This window comes from Streptomyces parvulus (assembly GCF_014648855.1).
Lineage (GTDB): Bacteria > Actinomycetota > Actinomycetes > Streptomycetales > Streptomycetaceae > Streptomyces > Streptomyces parvulus.
Map to the genome: position 1 here is coordinate 69,723 of NZ_BMRX01000003.1, position 24,188 is coordinate 93,910.

Below are 24,188 nucleotides of genomic sequence, written 5' to 3' on the forward strand. Positions count from 1 at the left end.
GACCGGTCAAGGGCCGGTCAGGGCGGCGCGCCCACGGGACGCGGGCTGCGGCGGGGCGACTCGCCCGCTCGGTACGGCCATGGAGTCCGTCACCTCCCTGGCCCGCGCCAGGTAGGCCTGCGCGGCCGTGTCGTCCCCCAGGTCCCGCAGGGCGTTGCCCACCGCGGTGAGCGCCCGCGCCAGGTTCTTGAGGTCGGTCGTCTCCTCGCACAGCTTCACCGACAGGCCGCCCTCGCGTACCGCGCGGTCCAGGAGCCCCATCTCCCGGGACAGTTCGGCGATCCGGAGCCGCGCATGGGACTCCCGTGCGCGAAGGCCGTTCGCCGTGCACAGTGCCAGGCACATCTCGAACCAGTGGAGCGCCGTGTCGTGCCGGGACTGCCGGTGGTGGGCGAGCCCCAGCACGTAGTACGTGTACGCGACGCCTTCGACGTCGTCGGGCGAGGCGATCTCGTCGAGGACCCTGAGGCAGATCCGCTCGGCTTCGGCCGGCTCGTCCAAGTACACCTTGGACAGTGCCATGTTGACGGTGGTGGCCGTCTCCCCCGAGGTGTGGCCGAGCCGACGGGCGAGGTCGATGGCCCGGTCGTAGCACTCGATGGCTTCCTGGAACTTGCCCTGCATCTGGCAGGCGAGGCCCTGGTCGTTCAGCGCCTGGCGCAGGATCACGAGGTCGTCCGAGGCGGTGCAGAGCCGGACGGCGGCGGCTGCCTGCCATTCCGCGCGGGCGAACTGGTTCACGGACAGTTCCATGTGGCCACGCAGGAACCGCACCCTGCCCAGCACCCTCGGATCCTGGGACGGCGCGACGGCGCTCTCCAGGCGGTCCACCGCGCTCTGGTAGTCGCCGTGGTGGAGTCTCCCGCGGAAGGCGCTGAGCGCGATGAGCAGGTCGATACATCGGCGCAGTCGGGTGGGGGGACCGTCCTGTCCCGGCTCGGGGGGCGCGCCCACCGAGTCCCGCGCCAGTTGCTGCACTAGTTTGAGCGCGCACTCGCCGTCCCGCTCGACCCACTGCCGGGCTTCCTCGGGGCTCGCCAACCGCGCCCCCGGGGACCGCGTGGGGCTGAGCGCGTCTTCGACCGGGTCCCCCGGCACGACCTGCCGGAAGGCGCTCTTCGCCGAGGCGAGCAGATGGTCCAGCAGGCCTTCCAGCGCCGCCAGTTGCTCGTCGGGGCGGGCCTTCCGCCGGGCGAAGTCCCGCAGCAGACTGTGGAAGCGGTACCGACCGGGCGACGGCGACTCCAGCATGGCCTGGTCGACCAGGGCGTCCAGCAGGGTCTCCGCCCGCTCGTCCGCCATGTCCAGCTGAGCCGCCGCGCAGGACAGGGAGAACGAGCGGCTGTCGACGACCGCCGCCCTGCGCAGGGCGCTCGCCTGGTCCTCGGGCAGTTGCCGGTAGGTGAGGTCGAACACGGCCGAGATCGTCACGTCTCCCGACCTGAGTTCCTCGATGCGCTGGAACTCGTCGGACAGGCGCGCGCTGATCGACTGGAGCGACCAGCGGGGGCGCGCGGCGAGCCGGGCCGCGACGATGCGGAGGGCGAGCGGCAGCATGGCGCAGGACTCGACGATCCGCTGTGCCGCGGCGAGTTCGGCGTCGACCCGCTCGGAGCCGATGGCGCGGCGCAGGAAGTCGAGCGCCTCGGACGGAGCGAACGCGGGCACCTCGGCCTGGAGCGCGGGCAGACCCGCCAGCCGGGTGCGGGTGGTGACCAGGACCCCGCAGCCGGCCGACCCGGGGAGCAGGGGGCGGACCTGCTCGGCGCTGACGGCCTCGTCGAGGACGAGCAGGACGCGGCGCCGGGCCAGCAGGGTCCGCAGGAGGGCGGTCCGCGCCTCCAAGGTCTCCGGCAGGTCGTCGAGGCGCAGCCCGAGGGAGACGAGGAAGCCCGCCAGCACTTCGTCCGGTGGCACCGGTCCGCCGTCACCGGCCTGGAGTTTGGCGTACATCTGCCCGTCGGGGTAGAAGTCCCGGATCGTGTGGGCGACATGGAGGGCCAGCGCGGACTTCCCCACGCCGGCCATGCCGACCAGCACGCCGACGGGCAGGGCGGACCGGTCGGGGGTGTTCATCAGGGAGCTGATGGCCAGGCTGAGATGATTGCGGCCGGTGAAGTCGGCCAGGTCCGGCGGGAGTTGGGCCGGGGCGAGGTACGGCGTGTCCTCCCGGTCGAGGTCCGGCTCCTGTCCCCGGGGCGCGGGCGCCGTGTTCTCGCCGGGAACGGAGACCGCGTCGACGACGACGCGCCCCTCCTGGGCTCCCGCGGCGGCCGCCGGGCCGGGTTCGGCCTTCGCGCCCGCGAGGACGCGGTGGTGCAGCGCCTCCAGTTCCTGACCCGGCTCGACGCCCAGCTCGTCGATCAGCGTGCGGCGGGCCCGGCGGTAGGTGCCCAGCGCGTCCCCTCTGCGCCCGGCCTGGGACTGTGCCTGTATCAGGAGCACGTACAGCCGCTCCCGCAACGGGTACCGGCCGATGAGGCCGATCAACTCGGCTATGTGGCGCGGTCCGTGGCCGAGAGCGAGAGAAGCGGCGATGTACTCCTCCTGGATGAACAGGTGGACCTCGTTCAACCGGTCCCGCTCGCGGGCGGCGAAAGGGCCGGGGATCGCGGTCAGGGGCTCGCCGTGCCACAGGGCGAGGGCAGCCTCCAGGAAACCGCAGGCGCCTTCCACGTCGTCCGCCTGCTGCGCCTTCTGCGCCTGGCGGGTCAGGCTCTCCGCGTCGTCCAGGTCGACGTAGCAGGTCTCCCAGGCGAGCCGGTAGCCGTCACCCACCGAGACCAGGATGCTGGGGAACTTGCTGTCGTCCTCCAGTACCTTCCGAAGGCGCCACGCGTAGGTCCGTAAGGTTCTCATCGCCGAGGCCGGCGCGTCGGCGCCCCACAGCGCGTCGATGAGTACGTCCGCGCCCGCCGTTCTGCCTTGTCTCAGGAGCAGTGCGACGAAGAGAGCCTGCTGTTGCGGACTCCCCAGACCGACTTTCGCGCCGTCGCGGCGCAACTCCAGCTGACCCAGGAGAGAAACATGGAATTGTGGCACGTTATGTCCTTACCTACGGTCCAGTGGCATCCTGCTCCCAGTCGCCACCCCACGGGCCGGAAACCGCGCGTACACCCCGCTAGACGCCCAGCAAGCCTTCCCCGTTCACCCGTAGCCTTCGGCGAGCCGCCTGCTCCGCGGGAGGGGGCGGCACCCGTGACGAATGACAGACCCACACGTCAATGGGTATGACAACGTAATCATCAGCTCCCAACCGCGCTCGAGAACCATGTTTACCCCATTGCCCCGAATCCTTGCCACGAAGTCACGCCCAACCAGGGGCCGCGCGGCCCGACACGCGCGATATCAGCCAAGAACGGCCGGCCGACGGATGCGACGTCGCCGTCCCTCGGCCGTGAGACAGAGCCCCGGGCCCTGGGGATCTGCCAGTCCGGTACTCCTCGGCCTTCGCGGACGCCGTCCCGCGTGACCTGAGCGGGCGCAAGGCCGATACTGCCCCTGGAGGGCCCTTGTCGATCCGCAAGCGGACGGCCGCCAAGGCCGGACTCCGCCTCCCGTACGGCGGGGACCCGCCCACGACCGCCAGGGCCACCAACGAGTCCGACCACCCCTGAACAGCAAAAGCACAGGTCAAACACCCATCCGCTGACCCTCACAGGAGACACCCGTGAAAATGCTCATCAACGTCCCCGAGACCGTGGTGGCGGACGCGCTGCGCGGTATGGCCTCCGCGCATCCCGAGCTGACCGTGGACGTCGAGAACCGGGTGATCGTGCGGCGGGACGCGCCCGTGGCCGGGCAGGTGGCGCTGGTCTCGGGGGGCGGGTCGGGACACGAGCCGCTGCACGGCGGATTCGTGGGGCCCGGGATGCTCGCGGCGGCCTGTCCGGGCGAGGTGTTCACCTCGCCGGTGCCGGACCAGATGGTGCGGGCCGCCGCGGCCGTGGACAGCGGGGCCGGGGTCCTGTTCATCGTGAAGAACTACACCGGCGACGTGCTCAACTTCGACATGGCCGCCGAGCTGGCCGAGGACGAGGGCATCCAGGTCGCGAAGGTGCTGGTCAACGACGACGTCGCGGTGACCGACAGCCTTTACACGGCCGGCCGGCGCGGCACGGGGGCGACGCTCTTCGTGGAGAAGATCGCCGGTGCCGCCGCGCAGGAGGGGCGCCCGCTGGAGCAGGTGGAGTCGCTCGCCCGGCGGGTCAACGAGAAGTCCCGCAGCTTCGGGTTCGCGCTGAGCGCCGTCACCACGCCCGCCAAGGGCACCCCGACCTTCGACCTCCCGCCGGGTGAGCTGGAACTCGGCATCGGCATCCACGGCGAGCCCGGCCGCGAGCGGCGTCCCATGATGACGTCGGGTGAGATCGCCGAGGCCGCCGTGGACGCGGTCCTCACCGACCTCGCTCCGCGCAACCCGGTCCTCGTCCTGGTCAACGGCATGGGCGCGACGCCGCTCCTGGAGCTGTACGGGTTCAACGCCGAGGTCCAGCGCATCCTCCGCGGGCGCGGGGTCGCCGTCGCCCGTACGCTCGTCGGCAACTACGTCACCTCGCTGGACATGGCGGGCGCCTCCGTCACCCTGTGCGAGATCGACGAGGACCTGCTCGCGCTGTGGGACGCGCCGGTCAGCACGCCCGGACTGAGGTGGGGCATGTGACGGTGGACGGGGAAGGGACCGCAACGCACCTACCAGGCAAGGAGACCCCGTGCTCGACGCCGACTTCTTCCGCCGCTGGATGACGGCCACCGCCGCCTCCGTCGACCGCGAGGCGGAACGGCTCACCGCCCTCGACTCGCCCATCGGCGACGCCGACCACGGCAGCAACCTCCAGCGGGGGTTCCGCGACGTCGTCACCGCGCTGGAGAAGGACGCGCCCGACACGCCCGGCGCCGTCCTCACCCTCGCCGGACGCCGGCTGATCTCCACCGTCGGCGGCGCCTCGGGACCGCTGTACGGGACGCTGCTGCGCCGTACCGGCAAGGCCCTCGCAGACGCCTCCGAGGTCGGCCGGGAGCAGCTGGCGGAGGCGCTCAGGGAGGGCGTGGACGCCGTGCGGACGCTCGGGGGTGCCGCGCCGGGCGACAAGACGATGATCGACGCGCTGGTGCCGGCGGTGGACGCCCTCGGCGAGTCGTTCGCCGCGGCGCGTACGGCGGCCGAGGAGGGCGCCGAGGCGACCACGCCCTTGCAGGCCCGCAAGGGCAGGGCCAGCTACCTGGGCGAGCGCAGCATCGGGCACCAGGACCCCGGGGCCACCTCGGCGGCGCTGCTCGTCGCGGCACTGGAGGAGGCGGCGGATGAGTGACGACAAGCTGGTCGGGATCGTGCTGGTGTCGCACAGCGCGGAGGTCGCCGCGTCGGTCGCGGAGCTGGCCAAGGCCCTGTCGGGCGGCGGCGCGGCCGTTCCCGTCGCCCCCGCGGGCGGCACCGCGTCCGGCGGGTTCGGCACCAGCTCCGAGCTGGTGTCGGCGGCCGCCGCGGCCGTGGACCGGGGCGCGGGCGTCGCCGTCCTCACCGACCTCGGCAGCGCGGTGCTGACCGTGAAGGCGCTGCTCGCCGAGGGCGACGAACTCCCGGACGACACCCGGCTGGTGGACGCGCCGTTCGTCGAGGGCGCGGTGGCCGCCGTGGTGACGGCCTCGACCGGTGCCGACCTCGCCGCCGTGGAGGCGGCCGCCGCGGAGGCGTACTCCTACCGGAAGGCCTAGGGTCTGACAGGCCCTGGGGCTGCGGGCGTGGGCGGTGGGCGGATCTGGGCCGCCCACCGCCCGGCCGCCCGGCCTCTCACTCGCCGCCCATGAACTTCCGCACCAGCCGCTCCCCCTCCTTCTCGGCGGCGTCCACGTCCTCGACGGGCTCGACCTCGCTGCCCTTGAAGACGATGTACGTCACGTCGGACGGGGCACCGCCCCCGTGCGGGTCGGCGTTGACGCCGAGGGCCTGCGCGGCGGCGTAGGACGCCTCGCCGATGAGGTCGGCCGGGCCGACGTCGCCGACGACCGCGTAGCGCACCCGGTCGCCGTGGACGACGGCCGCGAGCGAGCCGCCGCGCACGTCGTCCTTCCGGTGGTCCCAGACGTCGCTCGGCTCGGGGACCACGACGTAGGGCAGGCGTTCGGCGTCGAGCGGGCGGCCGTCCGAACGGGTGAAAGCGGTGGCGGGACTGAAGTGCGGGTCGCTGCGGCTGTTGCACCGGTCGCCGGGCACCCCGTCGCAGTCGATGTCCAGGTCGGCCTTCCAGTACACGGCGTCGCGCTTGCCGCAGACCGGGATGTCCGCGGGCGTGCCGGCGTCCTCGCGGTAGCGGCCGCGGGAGACGGGGGTGCAGTCGCGCACCTCGGCCAGCAGGTCGGCGGCACGGACCGGCGCACGGCCTCCGCCCGCCCGGCCGCCGGTGCCGGGACCGCGGTCGGGACCGCTCCGGGACGGTGGTGCGGGCGGACCGGCCGTGCGTTCCGGGACCGGTCCCATCCTGACCCCGGAGCGGTTCGCCCGCGCCGGGGCGTCCCGGAACGGGTCGCCTGCCAGGTGCCGCGCCGGCGGGTCCGGGCGGAGCGGGTGCGGTGCGTGGGGGAAGGTCGTGGGAGCGATCAGGGCGGCACTGGCCGCGACCAGCGACAGCGACTGGACACGCACGATGGGGCCTCTCCTGGGGGACATGGGCGGGCACTCGGCCCCATCCGTCCCCGGTTCGGCCGCGCGGCCCACCTCCCACAGGGCCAGACGGCGCACGCCGCGGCGCCCGGTGTCCGTACCGGGCGGATGCGACCGGGGGCGGGCGGGCCGGGTCCGTTCCTGCTCCCGGCCCGCCCGGCCACCCGCGCCGGCACGGGATCTGCGACGACAGCGGTCCGCGCCACGCCACCGACCCGAACTCAGCCGGGAAAGACCGGAGTTCGAAGGTCGGGTGACCCAGCATACGTAACTCTTCCGGGGGAATGTCATCGACGCATCCACGCCCGCCCCCTTGATGTGATCGCGTCACGGAGGTCATATTGGTCCGGACCATTGCCGCCGCATCGAATCGGACCGACGCCCCACCGGAGGCTGAGCCGTGCGAGACGCACCCGTTGCCGCTGTTCCCGGCGCGTTCCCGCGCCGCTACGCACTCTCCCTGCTCTGCGCCGGGGTCGTCCTGCTCACCTCCTGCGGCACGAGCGCGGGCGGGGAGGGCGAGGACGGGGGGCTGCCCGGCGTCCCCATGGGCGTCAGCGCCGAGGCGGGCAGCGCGACGACGGTGCACGTGATGTGGAACGCGCTCGACGGCGCCGAGGCCTACGAGGTCTACCGCGGCGGGACGCTGGTGAAGAAGGTGCCGAAGTCCGAGCGCATGCTGGACGTCACCCGGCTGCGCCCCTCGACGGCGTACGCCTTCACCGTGCGGGCGCGCGACGCCGACGGGCGGCTCGGACCGCGCAGCCGGGAGGTGCGGGCCACCACGCCCGCCGCCGTCACCGACGCCTCCGCGCCCACCCGCCCGGAGGGCGCCCGGGGCCGGGCGGCGGGCGATCGGGCGGTGCAGCTGACCTGGTCGGCGGCGAAGGACGACCGCAAGGTGGTGTCGTACGACGTCTACCAGGGGGACACCAAGGTGCACAGCGTCGGCGGCGCCCAGACGGCGACCGTGGTGACGGGGCTGCGGCCGGGCACCCGATACTCCTTCACGGTCCGCGCGCGGGACGCCGCCGACAACCTCTCCCCCGCCAGCGCGGTCGTCCGGCTCGCCACTGCGGGGTCCGACGACGGCCGGGCCTCCGCGCCCACCGCGCTGCGGGCGGACTCCCACCTCGCCGACGGGGCGTACTACCTCGACCTCACCTGGGTCCCGCCGCGGACGGACGGGACGGTGACCGAGTACCAGATCCACCTGGACGGCCGTCCGGCGACCTCCCTGGTCTACGGCGCCGACGCACCGCGCGACCGGGCCGAGTACAGCTTCTACGCGGGCCGGGAGGCCGGTGTCACGCACCGGGTGCGGATCCGGGCCAGGCTGGCCGACGGCACCTGGGGCGGCTTCTCCGAGGAGCGGAAGGTGACGCTCGGCGCGGGCGGCTGACGTCGGGCCGGGCGGCGCGTCACCTGGGCGGTCGCGCTCGGCATGCGGGCGGCGCCGCCGCCCTGTTGGCTGCCCGGAGGGGGCACGGGCGTTCCCGATCCCGGCGGCGCAAGGGATGTACCGCCGACCGTGCCGCCGGAGGGCAGTCCACATGCGCATCTCTTCGCCGTCTCTCCGCTCCGGCCTGACCGTGGCAGCCGTCGCCGCGCTGCCCGTCGCCCTGGCCGCCGGGCCGGCCCTCGCGGGGCCGGGCATCTCGGTGAGCACCACCGGGACCACCGTGTCGGTCACCACCACGGCCTGCGCCCAGCTGAACGGCAGTTGGGGCACCGCCTCACTGCTCACCAGCGGGCAGCGGGACTTCGCCCAGGGGCGCCAGGTGGCGCTGTCCGGCACCGCCTCGGGGCAGTCGGCGGCCTGGTCGGGCATCTCGCCGGGCACCTACACGGTGATCGTCATGTGCTCGAACAACAGCACCGCGGGCACCCAGACGGTCATCGTCTCCGCGGCACCCTCCCCGTCCCCCAGCCGCTCGGCCACCCCCTCACCGTCGGCGTCGCCGCGCGGGGTCATGGGCGGCCTCGGCGGGGCGGTCCAGGACTACGGGACGGCCACCCTGGTGGCGGGCGGCGCGCTGGTGGGCGCGGGCGTCATCGGCGCGGCCTGGTTCCTGCGGCGGCGTTCGAAGCCCTACCGGTTCTGAGCCCCGGCCCCTTCGCCGGGCAGCTCGGCGAGCTCCGCCAGCGCGTGCCGGAGCCATCCCGTCCAGAAGGTCTCCAGGTCGATGCCGGCCCGCAGCACGAGGTGGCGCAGCCGGTCCTCGGCGCCGTCCCTGCCGGGCGGGAAGTCGCGTTCCTCGATCTCCCGGTACTCCGCCAACTGGCGCTCGTGCAGGTCCAGGTGGCGGCGCAGGTCGTCTCCGACACCGGCGGTGCCGACCACCGCGGCGGCCCGCAGGCGCAGCAGCATCGTGTCCCGCAGGGGCCTCGGGTCCTGGGGCGCGGCGGTCCAGCGGGCCAGTTCCTCGCGGCCCGCGGGCAGCACCTCGTAGGACTTCTTCTGCCCGCGGGCCGGCTGCCGGCCGGGCAGCTCGCGGATCAGTCCCTCGGTCTCCAGCTTCCCCAGCTCACGGTAGATCTGCTGGTGCGTCGCCGACCAGAAGTAGCCGATGGAGCGGTCGAACCGTCGGGTCAGCTCCAACCCGGAGGACGGCTTTTCGACCAGGGCGGTGAGGATCGCGTGCGGGAGGGACATGCGCTCATCCTAGGGACGGCCGCGGCCCTCCCGGCGCCCGCTACAGCGCCGCCGCCAGTTCGGTGCCCTGCTTGATGGCGCGCTTGGCGTCCAGTTCGGCGGCCACGTCGGCGCCGCCGATGAGGTGCGCGCGGCGCCCGGCGGCGACCAGGTCGTCGTAGAGGCCCCGGCTGGGCTCCTGGCCGGTGCAGAGCACGACCGTGTCGACCTCCAGGACGGTGGACTCGGCGCCGACGGTGATGTGCAGCCCGGCGTCGTCGATCCGGTCGTAGCGCACCCCCGGGACCATGGTGACGCCGCGCTGCCGCAGCTCGGTGCGGTGGATCCAGCCGGTGGTCTTCCCGAGCCCGGCGCCGACCTTGGAGTTCTTGCGCTGGAGCAGGTGGACGGCGCGCGGCGGAGCGGGGCGCTCGGGGGCGGCGAGGCCGCCGGCGGCGCGGTAGTCCATGTCGACGCCCCACAGGCGGAAGTACGCCGAGGGGTCCTCGTGCGCCTTGTCGCCCCCGTCGGTGAGGTACTCGGCGACGTCGAAGCCGATGCCGCCGGCGCCGAGGACGGCGACGCGGTCGCCGACGGGGGCGCCGTCGCGGAGGACGTCGAGGTAGCCGACGACGCTCGGGTGGTCGATGCCCGGGATGTCCGGGGTGCGCGGCGTGACGCCGGTGGCGACGACGACCTCGTCGTGGCCGGTGAGGTCCCCGGCGGCGACCCTGGTGTTCACGCGGACGTCGACGCCGAGCGCGGCCAGCCGGGTGCGGAAGTAGCGCAGCGTCTCGTCGAACTCCTGCTTGCCGGGGACCTTGCGGGCCACGTTGAGCTGGCCGCCGACCTCGGCGGCGGCGTCGTACAGGGTGACGTCGTGGCCGCGTTCGGCGGCGCCGACCGCGCAGGCCAGGCCGGCCGGGCCGGCGCCCACGACCGCCACGCGCTTGCGGCGGCGGGTCGGGGTGAGGACCAGCTCGGTCTCGTGGCAGGCGCGGGGGTTGACCAGGCAGGAGGTGATCTGCCCGCTGAAGGTGTGGTCCAGGCAGGCCTGGTTGCAGCCGATGCAGGTGTTGATGTCCTCGGGCCGGCCCGCGGCGGCCTTGGCGACGAAGTCGGGGTCGGCGAGCATCGGGCGGGCCATCGAGACCATGTCCGCGGCGCCCTCGGCGAGCAGCCGCTCGGCCACCTCGGGGGTGTTGATCCGGTTGGTGGTGACGAGCGGCACCGTCACCTCGCCCATCAGGCGCCGGGTCACCCAGGTGTAGGCGCCGCGCGGCACGGAGGTGGCGATGGTCGGGATGCGGGCCTCGTGCCAGCCGATGCCGGTGTTGATGATCGTCGCTCCCGCCGCCTCGACGGCCTTGGCGAGGCTGATCACCTCGTCGAGGGTGGAGCCGCCGGGCACCAGGTCGAGCATCGACAGGCGGTAGACGACGATGAAGTCCTCGCCGACCGCCTCGCGCACCCGGCGGACGATCTCCAGGGGGAAGCGCGTCCGGTTCTCGTACGAGCCGCCCCAGCGGTCGGTGCGGTGGTTGGTCCGCGCGGCGATGAACTCGTTGATCAGGTAGCCCTCGGAGCCCATGATCTCGACGCCGTCGTATCCGGCCGCGCGCGCCAGCCGGGCGGTGCGGGCGTAGTCGTCGACGGTGCGCTCGATCTCGGCGTCGGTCAGCTCCCGGGGGACGTGCGGGCTGATCGGTGCCTGGAGCGCGCTCGGGGCGACCAGGTCGGCGTGGTAGGCGTACCGGCCGAAGTGCAGGATCTGCAGGGCGATGCGGCCGCCCTCACGGTGCACGGCGTCGGTGACGACGCGGTGGCGGGCGGCCTCGTCCTCGGTGGTGAGCCGGGCGCCGCCCGGGTAGGGGCGGCCCTCGTCGTTGGGGGCGATGCCGCCGGTGACGATCAGGCCCACTCCCCCGCGGGCCCGCTCGGCGTAGAAGGCCGCCATCCGCTCGAAGCCGTTCTCCGCCTCCTCCAGGCCGACGTGCATGGAGCCCATCAGGACCCGGTTGGGGAGCGTCGTGAAGCCCAGGTCCAGCGGGCTCAGCAGGTGGGGGTAGCGGCTCATCGGGGCCTCCGTGCGCGGTGTGGTGCCTCCGTTCTAGAGGACGGCCGCCTCTTTGTGCAACTAGTTGCACAAAGAGGCGGCGCACACCACACCGCCACGGCGGCGTGCGGTCAGCGGCTCTCCAGCCGTACGTGCAGCTCGCGCTCCTGGTCCCCGGAGGCCGTGCTCAGGTCGTGCACGGTGAACAGGGAGTCCAGGGTGGTGCGGAACCTCTCGATCGCCCAGTAGCCGCCCTGCACGTCGGCGTCCACCGACTCCCGGAGCGCGGCGGGGCCGCTCTCGTCCCGCCGCGCGTCCGCCACGTCGAAGGTGCCGAGCCACACGGTCGGGCGGACCTCGTGGTACTCCCGGGTCGCGTCGCCGGTGTGCCGGTCCGACGACGCGTAGCGCGCGCAGAGCGCGTCGAACACGGCCCGGGCGTCCTCCTTGCTGCACCCGCTCAGCTCCACGGAGACGGATTCCGGGTGCAGTCGCTCAGCGTCCATCGTGATCGCTCCTCTCCTGGCCCGTACCACCAGAAAAGCACCACCCGGGCCCGAGCACTACCGGCGCGGGGGCCGGGTCAGCCGCGGGTGAAGCGGTAGGTCTTGCTGTCGGTGAGCACGCAGAATCCCGGCGACACCACGATGACGCGCAGGGTGCCGGTGCGCCGGTCGTAGTCGATGCCCTCCGTCTCGAAGCCGCCGGAGCAGGCGCTGCGCAGGGGCAGCTGCCGCAGGGCGGTGACCCGGCCGGTGACGTCCGCGGCACCGTTCGGGACGGCGGACAGGTCGATCCGCAGCAGCGGCTTGGTCATCCCGAAGAGGGTGCCCTCCGGGTCGTCCGAGGAGCACAGCAGGGTGGTCGCGTCGAGGAAGTCGCAGCCCTGGACGTCCCGCACGGGGCGGTCCAGGCGCACGGTGGAGACGAGGGGGAGGTCCGCGGACGGCGAGGTGGACGGGTTGACGCCGGGCGTGGGGAAGACCAGGAGCCGGTTCATGGTGCCCCACTCGCCGGAGAGCATCCAGCGGCCGTCCGGCGAGACGGCCGACCAGGAGTTGTTCAGGGCCTCACCCGGGCCGAGGGTGTGCACGTACTCCGACCACTTTCCGTCGGGCGACTGCACGCGGTACATCTTCGCGCCGCCGTCGTCGCGCTGGTACGGCTCGATGTAGTGGCCGTCGTAGGAGGCGTCGGGGTCGCCGACGTGGTTCCAGCCGCGGGTGCTCAGGGACAGGGGGATGGTGCCGATCCCGGTGTAGCGGTTGGGGCTGCCGGCCGGGACCTCGACCGAGGCCAGGCCCTGGCTCTCGGTGAGGGGGTCGGCGCGGTCGGAGCCGACCTCGTTCCAGGTGTCGGCGGCGGGCGCGGCGGCCGCGGGGCCCGCGAGGCCGACGGAGAGGGCGAGGGCGGCGAGTCCGGCCAGTCCGGCCAGGAAGGGGTGACGACACTGCCGGGCGCGCAGGGGCATGGAGGCTCCTCGGTGGGGGGCGTGGGTCCGGCGCACAGTCTGGACCGACCCGAAAGGGCATGTACAGACCAACTCCGGACGCGCTTCGTGCGGCGGTCCGCGCCGGGCCGGGTGATGCTGGAAGGAGTCCGCGCAGCCGCCGGGAATCGGCCCCGTGCGCGGTGGAACGCGGTAGAACAAAGGGAGCCGGCATCGGGAAGGCGTGCCGCGTGGAACGGTGAAGGCGGGGCGTGGGATGAGTGCATCCGGGTCTGCCGGGTTCGGGGGCGACGCGTCGCCCCGTGGTCCCGTGGGGCCCAGCGGTCTGCTCGACCTGCTGAACGTGGCCTCGGTCGTGCTGGACGCCGAGGGCCGGATCGTCCTGTGGAGTCCGCAGGCCGAGGAGCTGTTCGGCTACTCCGCGCGGGAGGCCCTCGGGCAGTACGCCGCGCGCATCATGGTCCACGAGAACCAGCTGGACCTGGTCGTCGACCTGTTCTCCGAGGTCATGAAGACCGGCCGGAGCTGGGCCGGGGCGTTCCCGGTGCGCCACAAGGACGGCGGCACCCGGCTGGTGGAGTTCCGCAACATGCGGCTGCTGGACGACCGGGGGGACGTCTACGCGCTCGGGCTGGCGGCGGACCAGACGACGGTGCGGCGGCTGGAGCGCGACGTGGCGCTCTCCTCGCGGGTCATCACGCAGTCGCCGGTCGGGCTGGCGGTGCTCGACACCGACCTGCGGTACGTGTCGGTCAACCCGGCCCTGGAGCGCATCAACGGCATCCCGGCCGCCGACCACCTCGGCCGCACGACCCTGGAGCTGCTGCCCGGGATCGACGCGGCGCACCTGGAGGCCGCCGCCCGCGAGGTGCTGGAGAGCGGGCGGCCGGTGATCGACCGTCCCACGACCGGGCGGACGCCGGCCGATCCGGACGAGGACCACGCCTGGTCCGTCTCGCTGTACCGGCTGGACGACGCCCTGGGCACCGTCCTGGGCGTGGCCGTCTCGGTCGTGGACGTCACCGAGCAGTACCGGGCGAGCGCCGAGGCGGAGGCCGCGCGGCGCCGCCTGGCCTCGGTCGCGGACGCCTCCGCCCGCATCGGCACGACGCTGCGCCTTGACCGCACCGCGCACGAACTGGCCGACGTGGCCGTGCCCGGACTGGCCGACGTCGCCGCCGTCGACCTGCTCCAGGCCGTGGTGGAGGGCCGGCGCACCAGTCTGCGGCCCGCCGAGCCGGCCGTGATGAGGGCGCTGGCCGTGCACGCGCGGGAGGCCCCCGACGCGCTGCGGGCGGCCGACCAGCCGGGCCAGGTCGCGCGCTACGGGCCGGAGCGGCTGGTCACCGAGTGCGTGCGCAGCGGCCGGCCGGTGCGGGTGGCGCGGGTGACCGACGCGGACCTGGAGCGCATCGCCCGCTCACCGGAGGCGGCGGAGCTGCTGCGCCGGGCGGGCGTGCACTCGTACCTCGCGGTGCCGCTGATCGCGCGGGGCGAGGTGCTCGGCGCCCTGGACCTGAAGCGGACCGCCAATCCGCTGCCGTTCGGCGACGACGACCTGCTGCTCGCCCGGGAGCTGGCGGCGCGGGCCGCGCTGCAGATCGACAACGCCCGCTGGTACCAGAACGCCCGCACCACCGCCCTCACCCTCCAGCGCAGCCTGCTGCCCAGCCACCCGCCCGTCACCGGCGGCCTCGAGGTCGCCTCCCGGTACCAGCCGGCCGGCGCCACCAGCGAGGTGGGCGGCGACTGGTTCGACGTGATCGAGCTGGAGGAGGACAAGACCGCCCTGGTGGTGGGCGACGTGATGGGCAGCGGCATCGCGGCGGCGGCCTCGATGGGGCGGCTGCGGACCGCGACCAACACGCTGGCCTCCCTCGATCTCGACCCGGCGCTGCTCCTGGAGCACCTGGACCGCACCACGACCGGCCTGGACCAGGCCATCGCGACCTGTGTCTACGCCGTCCACGACCCGCACCGCCGGCGGTGCCTGATCGCCAACGCGGGCCACCTGCCGCCGGTGAGGCTGCGGGAGGGGCGTCCGCCCGAGCTGCTGGACCTGCCCACCGGTGTGCCGCTGGGCGTGGGGGGCGTCCCGTTCGTCACCACCGAGGTGGCGCTGGAGCCGGGCGACCGGCTGGTGCTGTACACCGACGGCCTCGTCGAGACCCGCCGGCATCCCCTGGACGAGCGGCTGGACGCCCTCCTCGCGCTGCTGGACGGCCCGGACCGCCCGCTGGAGGAGGTCTGCGACCAGCTTCTGCGCACCCTGCACCAGCCGGAGAACTCCGACGACGTGGCCCTGCTGATCGCCCGGGCGACGCCGCCCGGCTAGCCGCGCTCCCGCACGCCGGTCACCACATGGGCGTACAGCTCGTCCGAGACCGCGACGCGGGCGGTGAGACCGGCCCGGGTGAAGGCGGCGAGGGCGGCGGGCGCCTGGGCCTCGCTCGTCTCGGCCAGCAGGCAGCCGCCCGGGGCGAGCCAGCCGGGCGCCTCGGCCGCGACCCGGCGCAGCACGTCGAGCCCGTCGGCCCCGCCGTCCAGGGCGACCAGCGGTTCGTGGTCGCGGGCCTCGGACGGCAGCAGGGCGACCTCGCCGGTGGGCACGTAGGGCACGTTGGCCGCGAGGATGTCGACGCGGCCGCGCAGGGCGGCGGGCAGCGCCTCGAACAGGTCGCCGGTGTGCACCCGGCCGCCGGCGTCCGCGAGGTTGCCGCGGGCGCAGCTCACGGCCACCGGGTCGACGTCGGCGGCGTGCACCTCTGGCCGGTCCAGGGCGGCGGCGAGGGCCGCGCCCACGGCGCCGGAGCCGCAGCACAGGTCCACGACGAGGGACGCGCGCGGCGCGAGGGCGAGGGCCTCGGCGACCAGGAACTCGGTGCGGCGGCGGGGCACGAACACCCCGGGGGCGACCGCGACGCGCAGTCCGCGGAACTCGGCCCAGCCGAGGACGAGTTCGAGGGGCAGTCCGCGGACGCGACGGTCGACGAGGGCGGCGAGTCCGCCCGCGGTGCCGGCGGCGGCGATCAGGAGTGCCGCCTCGTCCTCGGCGAAGACGCAGCCCGCGGCGCGGAGCGCGGCGACGACGGAGTCACGCGGCGGGAGGTCCCCGGCGGAGGGCGGGGGCGAGGGGTGTGCGGGGGATGACGAGGGCATGGAAGCCGAGAGCCTTTCGGGAACCGAAGGGCGCTCTCGCGGTCAGCCGTCGACGGCGACCGTGCTGCCGCGAGGTGGGAGCACCCGGGTCGACACAGCGGTGATGGGTCCCACCTCCAGGCGTCCGACGGCCGGGACGATCCGCGGCCGCCGGTCACACTACCCCAAGTTGTACTCTGCAACCAGCGAGGTGGAGGAGGATCCGTGGCGGCTGCCGAGATGCCCGACGACACGGCGGACACGGCCGTGGAGACCGTCCAGCGCGAGATGACGGCGTTCGCCCGCCGGGCCCGCGCGTCGGCGGGGCGCATGCATCCCGAGCTGTCGCTGGTGTCGTACACGCTCCTCGGCCACCTGGAGGAGACGGACGGCTGCCGGGCCACCGACCTGGCCGCCCACTACGCCCTCGACAAGTCGACGGTCAGCCGCCAGGTGTCCGCGCTGGAGCGGGCCGGGCTGGTGGAGCGGCGGCCGGATCCGGACGACCAGCGCGTTCAGGTGCTGCACCTCACGGAGGCCGGGCGGCGCATCCTGGCGCAGGTCACCGAGAGCCGCCGGGCGGCCTTCCGGGAGCGGCTGGCCGGCTGGCCCCCGGAGGACCTGGTCCGCTTCGCCGCGTATCTGGAGCGGTACAACGCGTGGCGGGGCGGTCCGCTGGGCGGGGACGAGGACCGGTGAGCGCCGCCGGGCACGTACCGTTGACGGCGTAACGCACTGATCACGCCGGCCGCGAGCACTTCTCGCGGCCGCCCGAAAGGCCGCACCGCATGAACACCACCCGAGGCTTCGCCGGGCGCCCGCGCGCCGCCCGGCCGGGGCTGCCGCCCGGCCAGTACGACGCGGGCGACGACTGGCCCGTGCTGTCCGCCGAGGTCACCCCCGACCTGGCCGCCGCCGACTGGACCTTCCGGGTGAGCGGTCTGGTGGCCGAGCCGCGCACCTGGGACCTCGCGCGGGCGCGCCGTTTCCCGGCGTCGGCCTACGAGGGCGACATCCACTGCGTGACCGGCTGGTCGAAGTTCGGCGTGCGGTTCGGCGGCGTGTCCCTGGACGCCTTCCTTGAGGCGGCCGGCCCGCTGGCGTCCGCGACGCACGCGGTCGCCTACGCGCACACCGGCTACACCGCGAACCTGCCGCTCGCGGACCTGACCGGCGGCCGCGCCTGGATCGCCTGGGAGTACGACGGGCGGCCGCTCGCCCCCGAGCACGGCGGCCCGGCGCGGCTGGTGGTGCCGCACCTGTACTTCTGGAAGAGCGTGAAGTGGCTCGCCGGCCTGGAACTGCTCGACCGGGACCGGCCGGGCTTCTGGGAGCAGAACGGCTACCACGAGCGCGGCAACCCCTGGGAGGAGCAGCGGTACTCCGGTGACTGAGACGGCCACGCACACGACGGGGGCCGAAGCGCCCCTCACCCGGTTCGCCGTGCCCGGACGCATCGAGGTGAACGGCCTGGTGGCAGGGGTCTGGCAGACGGCGACCCTCACGGAGATCCGCCGCGAGACACCCCGCGCGTCCACCTTCCGGTTCGCGGTGCCCGGCTGGGCGGGGCACCTGCCGGGCCAGCACCTGATGGTGCGGCTCACCGCGGCGGACGGGTACGTGGCACAGCGCCACTACTCGCTGGCGTCCGCGCCGGACGGCTCGGGGCACATCGAGCTGACCCTCGACCACGTCGCGGACGGTGAGGTGTCCGGCTGGTTCCACTCGGTGGCGCGGCCCGGCGACCGGATCGAGGTGCGCGGCCCGCTGAGCGGCTTCTTCGCCTGGCCCGGCGACCGGCCGGCCCTGCTGCTGGGCGCGGGGTCCGGGGTCGTGCCGCTGATGTCGATGATCCGGCACCACCGGGCGCGGGGGCTGACGGTGCCGCTGCGGATGCTGGTGTCCGCGCGCGGCCCGGACGAGTTGATCTACGCCGGCGAGTTCGGCGCGGAGACGACTCCCGTGTTCACCCGGAGCGCGCCGGCCGGGACCCCGGTGGGCCGGCTGACCGCCGCGCACCTGGCGCCGCTGCTCACCGCGCCGCCGGAGGGCGGGTGGGAGGCGTACGTGTGCGGCTCGAACGCCTTCGCCGAGCACGCGTCACGGCTGCTGGTGGCCGGGGGCCAGCCGGTGGAGCGGATCCGGATCGAGCGCTTCGGCTGATCCCCGGCGAACTTCACCGCCGAGGATGGGCGAGGCCCCGCGGGACTGGGTACCAGACCAGTACGGGCACTCGCACACTGGCGCGACCCGGAGGCTCGGTGGCACCCCGCCCGTCACGGCCTTCCGCCCCGCCTCCGGTCGCGGTGATCGCGGGGAGGTCGACATGCGGACCCGGGTGCGCGGCTGGCGCTGGCGGCACAATCCGCTGCGCCGCCGGTCGGACGTCGTCGAGACCTGGACCCTGCTCGTCGTCGGCCTCCTGCTGCTCGTGGGCGCGCCGCTGCTGGGGGCCGCCACGGCCTGGTGGGGGTACGGGCAGGCGCAGGCGATCGTGGCGGAGCAGCGGGCGGAACGGACCCGGGTGAGCGCCGAGGTCGCCGGCGACACCGACGGCAGCCTGCCGTCCGCTCAGCTCGACGGGCAGCACACGTACCGCGCCACCGTGCGCTGGACGACGCCGGACGGCGCGGAGCGGAGCACCACGGCGCGGGTTCCCGGCGACGCCCGGCAGGGTGACCGGGTGGACGTGTGGCTGGACTCCCGCGGGCGCGGCGTGCCGCCGCCCTCGGACGGCGCGCAGGTCTGGCAGCACAGCGCCACCGTCGGCTCCTTCACCGCCATCGGGACCGGGCTGACGGTGCTCCTGGTGCACCGTGCGGTGCGCGGGGTCGCGCTCAGGCGCCGGATGAACGAGTGGGACCGCGACTGGGCCCGCACCGAGCCGCAGTGGACGCACCGCAGGGCCTGAGGGCGCCCCGCCGGGACCTGGCCGGTCCTCCCGCCCCTCACGTACGGTGTGATCATCCGGACGCTCGTCACCCCGCAAAGGCGGTTCCCGATGGCCCTGTTCGATCTCCCCCTCGACGAACTGCGGGCGTACCGGAGCGCGTCGGCCGAACCGGAGGACTTCGACGCGTTCTGGGCCAGGACCCTCGGGGAGGCCCGCGAGCACGACCTGGACGCGCGCTTCGCGCCGGTGGACACGGGACTGGCCACGGTGCGGGTGTACGACGTGACCTTCGCCGGCTTCGGCGGCCACCCGGTGAAGGGCTGGCTGACGCTGCCGGCCGCGGCGGAGGAACCGCTGCCGCTGGTCGTGGAGTTCCTCGGGTACGGCGGCGGGCGCGGGCTGCCGCACGAGCACCTGCTGTGGGCGTCCACGGGCCGGGCCCACTTCGTGATGGACACCCGGGGCCAGGGCAGCGGCTGGGGCGGCGGTGGCGGCACCCCGGACCCCGTCGGCGGCGCCCCCGCGTACCCGGGCTTCCTGACCCGGGGCCTGGACGCTCCCGAGAACTACTACTACCGCCGGGTCTTCACCGACGCCGTGCGCGCGGTGGAGGCGGCCCGCTCCCACCCGCTGGCCGACCCGGACCGCACGGTGGTGCTCGGCGGCAGCCAGGGCGGCGGCATCACGCTGGCGGTGGGCGCGCTGGTCCCGGGTCTCGTGGCGGTCGCCCCGGACGTGCCGTTCCTGTGCGACTTCCCGCGCGCGACCACGCTCACCGACCGGCACCCCTATCGCGAGGTCGGCCTGTACCTCAGGACCCACCGGGGCCGGACCGAGGACGTGCTGCGCACGCTGTCGTACTTCGACGGCGTCCACTTCGCCGCGCGCGGCCGGGCTCCGGCCCTGTTCTCGGCGGCGCTGGAGGACCAGACCTGTCCGCCCTCGACGGTGTTCGCGGCCTTCAACGCCTGGGCGCACGAGGACAAGGCGATCGAGGTGTACGACTTCAACGACCACGAGGGCGGCGGGCCGTTCCAGCAGGCGGCCAAGGTGCGCTGGCTGCGCGCGTACGCCTGAGGGGCGGTTTCTCCGGGGACGGCGCGGTTTCGGACACGGCGCCGGCGGCGGAGGCCTTGCGCGGCCGCACGCGCGGGGGGTGTTTCGGCCGAACCGGCCGGCCGGGCTTCCCTGCTGGTTTAGACCAATGGTACTCCTGGTGGCGGAACGAGCCCGCGCGGCTACCGTACGTCACCCTCAGGAGGCGCGGCATGGACCGCACCACCCCGCACGACGACCCCCTCGCCGACGGCCGCCCGCTCTACTGACGGGTGGCGGCACGGCTGCTCGACGAGCTGCACGACGGCTCCGTCCCGCCGGGCGGCCGGCTGCCCGGCGAGCGCCGGCTGGCGGAGCACTTCGGGGTGAGCCGGGAGACCGTCCGGCAGGCCCTGGACGTGCTGCGCAGGGACGGACTGCTGAGCACCGACCGCCGGGGCAGTCACGCCGCCCTGCCCGGCCCGCCGGCCAGGAGCGCGGCGCCGCTCGCCTTCCCGGTGGGGGCGCGTCCGGCCGAGCCGCGCACCGGCGACCGCGCCACCGTCGCCTGGGAGGCGCCGCCGCCCGAGCACGCGGCGGCGCTGGGGCTGGTGCCGGGCCGGCCGACGCTGGTGCACCGCTATGCCTCGGCGACCGCCGACGGCGGCGGCCGGCGCACGGCCGTGACCTCGTTCTCGGCGGTCGCGCTCGCCGAGGTGGAGGAGCTGGCCCGCTACCGCGACCGTGCGGACGGCGTCTCCTCCGCCCAGCTGCGGCGGGCCTACGACTGGATGCGCGGGGCCGGCCTGACCCTGCATCAGCGGGACACCATCACACCGCTCACGGACACGGCGTCGGTCCGGGTGGTGCGCCGGGTGCACGACCAGCACGACCGGCCGCTGGAGATCACGGAACTCGTGGTGGACGCCCGACAGGACGCCCTGGTCTACGAGTTCACACTGCCGGCGGCCGGCTGAACCCGGGCGCGCTACGCCGTGCGCCGGGCGGTGACCAGCCGGACGCGGGGGCTGCCGTCGGGCCGGCGGCCGAACTCCGGCAGGGCGTGCAGCTGCGCCCGGAAGCCGGCGCGCGCGAGTTCCCGGCCGACGTCGCCGAGCCGGAACGTCCGGTAGTACATGACGAACGGGGGCCGCCACAGGGCGTTGCGCACCCGCATCGCGGCGTCGAAGCCGAGCAGCGTCCAGTAGCCCGGCGAGCCCGGACGGGGCGGCGCGGCCACGGGGAAGGCGAAGCGGCCGCCGGGCCGGAGCACGGACCGCACCTGGCCGAACAGGCCCGGCAGTTCCCGGGGCAGGAAGTGCCCGAACGCGCCGAAGCTCACCACGAGGTCGAACTCGGCGCCGAACGGCAGCGCCCGGGCGTCCGCGCGCACCCAGGAGACCTCGGGGCCCGGCGGCGCGGGGCGACGGCGGGCGACCTCCAGCATGCCGGCGCTGAAGTCGACCCCCGTCACCCGTTCCCGGCAGACCCGGGCCAGCACGTCGACGCCCGCGCCGGTGCCGCAGCACAGGTCGAGCCCGGTGCCGAAGGGTCCCATCGGCGCCAGCGCCGAGGCCACGGCGTCGAGCACGCGGTCCGGCGTCCGGTAGGGGGTGTGGTCGAACTTCGGGGCGAGCAGGTCGTAGCCGTGCTCGACCGACGACAGCGCCTGGACGGCGAGTTCGCGCAGGGTGGGGCCTTCGGGGCTGAACATCGGCTCAGCCTAGGGCGTGTCCGGTGGGTCCCGCCGGGGCACGCCGCTCGTCGAGCACGGTGAGGACGCGCTCGCACCAGCGGGCGTTGTCCCGCTCGAACGTGATCCCGGCCAGCAGCGTGAGGTAGGGCCCGACGCGGTCGGCCTCCCGCAGGTGCCGCTCCTCCGTGCGGCCGTCCAGCAGGCGTTCGCGCACCCGCTCGTAGCGGGCGAGCTTGCCCAGGGCCCACGCCCTGCGCTCCTCGACCAGCGCGCGGACGGCCTCCGGGTCGGCGCCGTCCATCGCCTGCATCTTGATCAGGAACTCGTCGCGGACCGCGGTGGGGCGCCGGGTCGGTTCGACGGCGAAGGCGCCCAGCCGCTCCCGGCCCGCCGCGGTGAGCGAGAACAGCCGCTTGGTCGGCCTGCGTTCCTGCGGCACCGTCCGTGCCTCGATCAGTCCGTCGGCCGCCAGGCGCTCCAGCTCGCGGTAGAGCTGCTGCGGCGTGGCGGGCCAGAAGTTGGCGAGCGACACGTCGAACACCTTGGACAGTTCGTAGCCCGAGGCCTCCCCCTCCAGGAGGGCGGCCAGGACGGCGTACTTGAGAGACATGTCGACACGCTAGCAAGCTCGGACTAATCTACTCCGCACCTATTCAATTATTTTACTAGGAGGCATGCGGGATGAAGGCATTCCGTGCGGCCGTCGAGGCCCACGACATGGACGCCGTCGAGGCACTGCTGGCCGAGGACGTGGTCTTCACCAGCCCCGTCGTCTTCAAGCCCTACCGCGGCCGGGCGCTCACGGCGGCGATCCTGCGCGCGGTCGAGCGCGTCTTCGAGGACTTCCGCTACGAGCGCGTCATCGGTGAGGAGGGCGGCCGCGACCACGCGCTGATGTTCTCGGCACGGGTGGGTGACCGCGAGATCGGCGGCTGCGACTTCCTGCACCTGGACGAGTCGGGCCGCATCGACGAGCTGACGGTCATGGTCCGCCCCCTGTCGGGCGCCCAGGCGCTCCAGGCGGCCATGGCCGCGCAGTTCGAGCGGATCGTGGCGGAGGCGCGCGAGGCCGGGACGGGTACGGCCGGCTGAGTCCGGACCGGCCCATGCGGAAGCCGGAATAGGGACCGCACCGGCGGCGTTGACGGATGCGGGGCGCTCAGTCGCCCCGCATCCGCGCTTCTCCCGCACGTCCACCACGTCACGTGGTACGGTGCGGTCAGCACTTGTGTACGCCCCCTCGGGGCGCCGGTGCCAGTTTCCTTCGGTTCGCCGACCCGCCCGTCGCGATGCGACCGGCGCGTCCGCTCCCCAGCACCATCTCGCACGCAGGGTCGTCGTACCCGCTGCGACCGAGGCGCTGTTCCCCGCCGTCCGGAGGCGTGTCGTCCGACCCCTCGCGCGGCTTCCCCCCATCCTTCCGCATGTCCCATGCCCAGGTGTCCTCGAAAGGACCGACCACCATGACCACCACACTCGAACACCCTCCTGTACGGCAGTCCCCGGCCGAGATCGCGAGCGGCGTCCTCGACGTCGAGACGGGCGGGAAGGGCCGCCTGCGGGGCGAGAGCCTGCATCCCGAGCCGTCCGACCTCGTCCTCTCCCCCGCTCTGGTCCGCCGGCACGGCCTGCGCAAGGGCGACCTCGTCGAGGGCGTGCGCGGCGACCGGCACACCCTCGCGGAGGTCGTCCGCGTCAACGGCCGTACGCCCGGCGGCCGTGACGCCCGTCGGCGCTTCCACGACCTGACCCCGCTGCACCCGCACGAGCGGCTGCGGCTCGAACACCCGGCGGCCGGACTCACCGGGCGCGTCACCGATCTGCTCGCCCCGGTCGGCAAGGGCCAGCGCGGCCTGATCGTGGCCCCGCCCAAGACGGGCAAGACCGTCCTCCTCCAGCAGCTCGCCGCCGCCGTGGCCGGCAACCACCCCGAGTCCCGCCTGATGGTGGTGCTGCTCGACGAGCGGCCCGAGGAGGTCACCGAGATGCGGCGGGCCGTGCGGGGCGAGGTGTACTCCTCGACCTTCGACCGGAGCGCCAAGCAGCACATCGCGCTCGCCGAACTCGTCGTCGAACGGGCCAAGCGGCTCGTGGAGGCCGGTGAGGACGTCGTCATCCTGCTCGACTCCCTCACCCGGCTGTGCAGGGCGCACAACAACGCCGCCTCCTCCGGCGGCCGTACGCTCAGCGGCGGTGTCGACGCGGGGGCCCTGCTCGGCCCCAAGCGGTTCTTCGGCGCCGCCCGCAAGGCCGAGGAGGGCGGCTCCCTCACCATCCTCGCCACCGCCCTGGTGGAGACCGGCTCGCGCGCCGACGACTTCTACTTCGAGGAGCTGAAGAGCACGGGCAACATGGAGCTGCGGCTCAGCCGCGAACTCGCCGACCGCCGGGTGTTCCCGGCCGTGGACATGGCGGGTTCGGGCACCCGGCGCGAGGAACTCCTGCTCTCCGCCGCCGAGGCCACCGCCGCGCGCGGGCTGCGGCGGGCCCTGGCGTCCCGCGACGGCCACTCCGGTCTGGAGACGCTGCTGGAGCGGATGCGCCGGACCGCCGACAACGCCACGTTCCTGCGGCAGGTCCAGCCGACGCTGCCGACCGGCTGACCCGACCCGGCCGCCGGGAGC

At 74.3% G+C, this 24,188-nt stretch carries 23 protein-coding genes; 14 read left to right on the forward strand and 9 right to left on the reverse strand.

Translation table 11 applies throughout. From position 1 onward, the window contains the following. Positions 1 to 6: 6 nt before the first annotated feature. Positions 7 to 3,042: an AfsR/SARP family transcriptional regulator gene (locus tag IE108_RS05780; protein ID WP_079163418.1), complete on the reverse strand. Its 3,036-nt coding sequence runs from the start codon at positions 3,040 to 3,042 to the stop codon at positions 7 to 9. A 628-nt stretch (positions 3,043 to 3,670) separates the two neighbouring features. Between IE108_RS05780 and dhaK the strand changes: the two genes are divergently transcribed. The 3 genes from dhaK to IE108_RS05795 are packed head-to-tail and all read left to right on the forward strand — an operon-like array spanning position 3,671 to position 5,715. Next, positions 3,671 to 4,663 carry a dihydroxyacetone kinase subunit DhaK gene (gene dhaK, locus IE108_RS05785; protein WP_064726423.1) on the forward strand — a complete coding sequence of 331 codons (993 nt, stop codon included), beginning with the start codon at positions 3,671 to 3,673 and terminating at the stop codon, positions 4,661 to 4,663. A 49-nt stretch (positions 4,664 to 4,712) separates the two neighbouring features. Continuing rightward, on the forward strand, positions 4,713 to 5,312 hold the full coding sequence (gene dhaL, locus IE108_RS05790) for a dihydroxyacetone kinase subunit DhaL (RefSeq protein WP_064726424.1): 600 nt from the start codon (positions 4,713 to 4,715) through the stop codon (positions 5,310 to 5,312). Further along, a complete protein-coding gene (locus IE108_RS05795; RefSeq protein WP_064726425.1) occupies positions 5,305 to 5,715 on the forward strand; it encodes a PTS-dependent dihydroxyacetone kinase phosphotransferase subunit DhaM in 411 nt (136 codons plus the stop codon). The genes dhaL and IE108_RS05795 overlap by 8 nt, the downstream gene beginning before the upstream one ends. Positions 5,716 to 5,791: 76 nt before the next feature. Here the strand turns inward: IE108_RS05795 and IE108_RS05800 are convergent, their stop codons facing one another. Beyond that, positions 5,792 to 6,643: a glycoside hydrolase family 75 protein gene (locus IE108_RS05800; protein WP_064726426.1), complete on the reverse strand. Its 852-nt coding sequence runs from the start codon at positions 6,641 to 6,643 to the stop codon at positions 5,792 to 5,794. A gap of 418 nt (positions 6,644 to 7,061) precedes the next feature. Between IE108_RS05800 and IE108_RS05805 the strand changes: the two genes are divergently transcribed. Beyond that, positions 7,062 to 8,063 (forward strand): fibronectin type III domain-containing protein, encoded by a 1,002-nt coding sequence (locus IE108_RS05805; protein WP_064726427.1) that lies wholly within the window; start codon positions 7,062 to 7,064, stop codon positions 8,061 to 8,063. A 151-nt stretch (positions 8,064 to 8,214) separates the two neighbouring features. Then, on the forward strand, positions 8,215 to 8,766 hold the full coding sequence (locus IE108_RS05810; protein ID WP_064726428.1) for a hypothetical protein: 552 nt from the start codon (positions 8,215 to 8,217) through the stop codon (positions 8,764 to 8,766). Here the strand turns inward: IE108_RS05810 and IE108_RS05815 are convergent. The 4 genes from IE108_RS05815 to IE108_RS05830 all read right to left on the reverse strand — a co-directional run bounded on the left by IE108_RS05815 (position 8,754) and on the right by IE108_RS05830 (position 12,823). Beyond that, positions 8,754 to 9,317: a PadR family transcriptional regulator gene (locus IE108_RS05815; RefSeq protein WP_064726429.1), complete on the reverse strand. Its 564-nt coding sequence runs from the start codon at positions 9,315 to 9,317 to the stop codon at positions 8,754 to 8,756. The two genes, IE108_RS05810 and IE108_RS05815, sit on opposite strands and share 13 nt — an antisense overlap. A 40-nt stretch (positions 9,318 to 9,357) precedes the next feature. After that, complete coding sequence (locus IE108_RS05820) at positions 9,358 to 11,373, reverse strand: NADPH-dependent 2,4-dienoyl-CoA reductase (RefSeq protein ID WP_064726430.1); 2,016 nt, start codon at positions 11,371 to 11,373, stop codon at positions 9,358 to 9,360. A gap of 110 nt (positions 11,374 to 11,483) precedes the next feature. Beyond that, complete coding sequence (locus IE108_RS05825) at positions 11,484 to 11,858, reverse strand: hypothetical protein (protein ID WP_064726431.1); 375 nt, start codon at positions 11,856 to 11,858, stop codon at positions 11,484 to 11,486. A 77-nt stretch (positions 11,859 to 11,935) separates the two neighbouring features. Beyond that, complete coding sequence (locus IE108_RS05830; protein WP_064726432.1) at positions 11,936 to 12,823, reverse strand: hypothetical protein; 888 nt, start codon at positions 12,821 to 12,823, stop codon at positions 11,936 to 11,938. Between the two features lie 235 nt (positions 12,824 to 13,058). Here IE108_RS05830 and IE108_RS05835 point away from each other — a divergent pair, with 235 nt between their 5' ends. Beyond that, positions 13,059 to 15,137 carry a SpoIIE family protein phosphatase gene (locus tag IE108_RS05835; RefSeq protein ID WP_064726433.1) on the forward strand — a complete coding sequence of 693 codons (2,079 nt, stop codon included), beginning with the start codon at positions 13,059 to 13,061 and terminating at the stop codon, positions 15,135 to 15,137. On the opposite strand, the gene IE108_RS05840 is transcribed toward IE108_RS05835, so the two are convergent. Continuing rightward, positions 15,134 to 15,961, reverse strand: a complete 828-nt coding sequence (locus tag IE108_RS05840) for a putative protein N(5)-glutamine methyltransferase (protein WP_064726434.1) — start codon at positions 15,959 to 15,961, stop codon at positions 15,134 to 15,136. The two genes, IE108_RS05835 and IE108_RS05840, sit on opposite strands and share 4 nt — an antisense overlap. A 219-nt stretch (positions 15,962 to 16,180) precedes the next feature. Between IE108_RS05840 and IE108_RS05845 the strand changes: the two genes are divergently transcribed. The 6 genes from IE108_RS05845 (at position 16,181) to IE108_RS05870 (ending at position 20,845) form a co-directional block, all read left to right on the forward strand. Further along, positions 16,181 to 16,639, forward strand: a complete 459-nt coding sequence (locus IE108_RS05845; RefSeq protein ID WP_064726435.1) for a MarR family winged helix-turn-helix transcriptional regulator — start codon at positions 16,181 to 16,183, stop codon at positions 16,637 to 16,639. Positions 16,640 to 16,728: 89 nt separating this feature from the next. Then, positions 16,729 to 17,334, forward strand: a complete 606-nt coding sequence (locus IE108_RS05850; RefSeq protein ID WP_064726436.1) for a sulfite oxidase-like oxidoreductase — start codon at positions 16,729 to 16,731, stop codon at positions 17,332 to 17,334. Positions 17,335 to 17,383: 49 nt separating this feature from the next. Then, positions 17,384 to 18,103 carry a ferredoxin reductase gene (locus IE108_RS05855; RefSeq protein ID WP_064731632.1) on the forward strand — a complete coding sequence of 240 codons (720 nt, stop codon included), beginning with the start codon at positions 17,384 to 17,386 and terminating at the stop codon, positions 18,101 to 18,103. A 163-nt stretch (positions 18,104 to 18,266) separates the two neighbouring features. Beyond that, positions 18,267 to 18,851, forward strand: coding sequence for an Rv1733c family protein (locus tag IE108_RS05860; protein ID WP_064726437.1), 585 nt, complete (start codon positions 18,267 to 18,269; stop codon positions 18,849 to 18,851). Positions 18,852 to 18,941: 90 nt separating this feature from the next. Further along, complete coding sequence (locus IE108_RS05865) at positions 18,942 to 19,910, forward strand: acetylxylan esterase (protein ID WP_064726438.1); 969 nt, start codon at positions 18,942 to 18,944, stop codon at positions 19,908 to 19,910. A 251-nt stretch (positions 19,911 to 20,161) separates the two neighbouring features. Beyond that, a complete protein-coding gene (locus IE108_RS05870) occupies positions 20,162 to 20,845 on the forward strand; it encodes a GntR family transcriptional regulator (protein WP_229851671.1) in 684 nt (227 codons plus the stop codon). An 11-nt stretch (positions 20,846 to 20,856) separates the two neighbouring features. Here IE108_RS05870 and IE108_RS05875 read toward each other — a convergent pair whose 3' ends face one another. Beyond that, positions 20,857 to 21,582 carry a class I SAM-dependent methyltransferase gene (locus IE108_RS05875; protein WP_064726439.1) on the reverse strand — a complete coding sequence of 242 codons (726 nt, stop codon included), beginning with the start codon at positions 21,580 to 21,582 and terminating at the stop codon, positions 20,857 to 20,859. A 4-nt stretch (positions 21,583 to 21,586) separates the two neighbouring features. Beyond that, positions 21,587 to 22,174, reverse strand: coding sequence for a PadR family transcriptional regulator (locus tag IE108_RS05880; protein ID WP_064726440.1), 588 nt, complete (start codon positions 22,172 to 22,174; stop codon positions 21,587 to 21,589). Positions 22,175 to 22,245: 71 nt separating this feature from the next. Here IE108_RS05880 and IE108_RS05885 point away from each other — a divergent pair, with 71 nt between their 5' ends. Both IE108_RS05885 and rho read left to right on the forward strand, forming a co-directional pair. Beyond that, positions 22,246 to 22,656, forward strand: coding sequence for a nuclear transport factor 2 family protein (locus IE108_RS05885; RefSeq protein WP_064726441.1), 411 nt, complete (start codon positions 22,246 to 22,248; stop codon positions 22,654 to 22,656). A 371-nt stretch (positions 22,657 to 23,027) separates the two neighbouring features. After that, the gene (rho, locus tag IE108_RS05890; RefSeq protein WP_064726442.1) at positions 23,028 to 24,167 is read left to right on the forward strand and encodes a transcription termination factor Rho; all 1,140 of its coding nucleotides are present in this window, start codon (positions 23,028 to 23,030) and stop codon (positions 24,165 to 24,167) included. Positions 24,168 to 24,188 lie beyond the last annotated feature (21 nt).

Coding starts and splice junctions, on each gene's coding strand:
- IE108_RS05795 (WP_064726425.1), top strand. CDS start 5,305: ATGAGTGACGACAAGCTGGTCGGGATCGTGCTGGTGTCGCACAGCGCG.
- IE108_RS05810 (WP_064726428.1), top strand. CDS start 8,215: ATGCGCATCTCTTCGCCGTCTCTCCGCTCCGGCCTGACCGTGGCAGCC.
- IE108_RS05815 (WP_064726429.1), bottom strand. CDS start 9,317: ATGTCCCTCCCGCACGCGATCCTCACCGCCCTGGTCGAAAAGCCGTCC.
- IE108_RS05820 (WP_064726430.1), bottom strand. CDS start 11,373: ATGAGCCGCTACCCCCACCTGCTGAGCCCGCTGGACCTGGGCTTCACG.
- IE108_RS05825 (WP_064726431.1), bottom strand. CDS start 11,858: ATGGACGCTGAGCGACTGCACCCGGAATCCGTCTCCGTGGAGCTGAGC.
- IE108_RS05830 (WP_064726432.1), bottom strand. CDS start 12,823: ATGCCCCTGCGCGCCCGGCAGTGTCGTCACCCCTTCCTGGCCGGACTG.
- IE108_RS05835 (WP_064726433.1), top strand. CDS start 13,059: ATGAGTGCATCCGGGTCTGCCGGGTTCGGGGGCGACGCGTCGCCCCGT.
- IE108_RS05840 (WP_064726434.1), bottom strand. CDS start 15,961: ATGCCCTCGTCATCCCCCGCACACCCCTCGCCCCCGCCCTCCGCCGGG.
- IE108_RS05845 (WP_064726435.1), top strand. CDS start 16,181: ATGCCCGACGACACGGCGGACACGGCCGTGGAGACCGTCCAGCGCGAG.
- IE108_RS05850 (WP_064726436.1), top strand. CDS start 16,729: ATGAACACCACCCGAGGCTTCGCCGGGCGCCCGCGCGCCGCCCGGCCG.
- IE108_RS05860 (WP_064726437.1), top strand. CDS start 18,267: ATGCGGACCCGGGTGCGCGGCTGGCGCTGGCGGCACAATCCGCTGCGC.
- IE108_RS05865 (WP_064726438.1), top strand. CDS start 18,942: ATGGCCCTGTTCGATCTCCCCCTCGACGAACTGCGGGCGTACCGGAGC.
- IE108_RS05875 (WP_064726439.1), bottom strand. CDS start 21,582: ATGTTCAGCCCCGAAGGCCCCACCCTGCGCGAACTCGCCGTCCAGGCG.
- IE108_RS05880 (WP_064726440.1), bottom strand. CDS start 22,174: ATGTCTCTCAAGTACGCCGTCCTGGCCGCCCTCCTGGAGGGGGAGGCC.
- IE108_RS05885 (WP_064726441.1), top strand. CDS start 22,246: ATGAAGGCATTCCGTGCGGCCGTCGAGGCCCACGACATGGACGCCGTC.
- rho (WP_064726442.1), top strand. CDS start 23,028: ATGACCACCACACTCGAACACCCTCCTGTACGGCAGTCCCCGGCCGAG.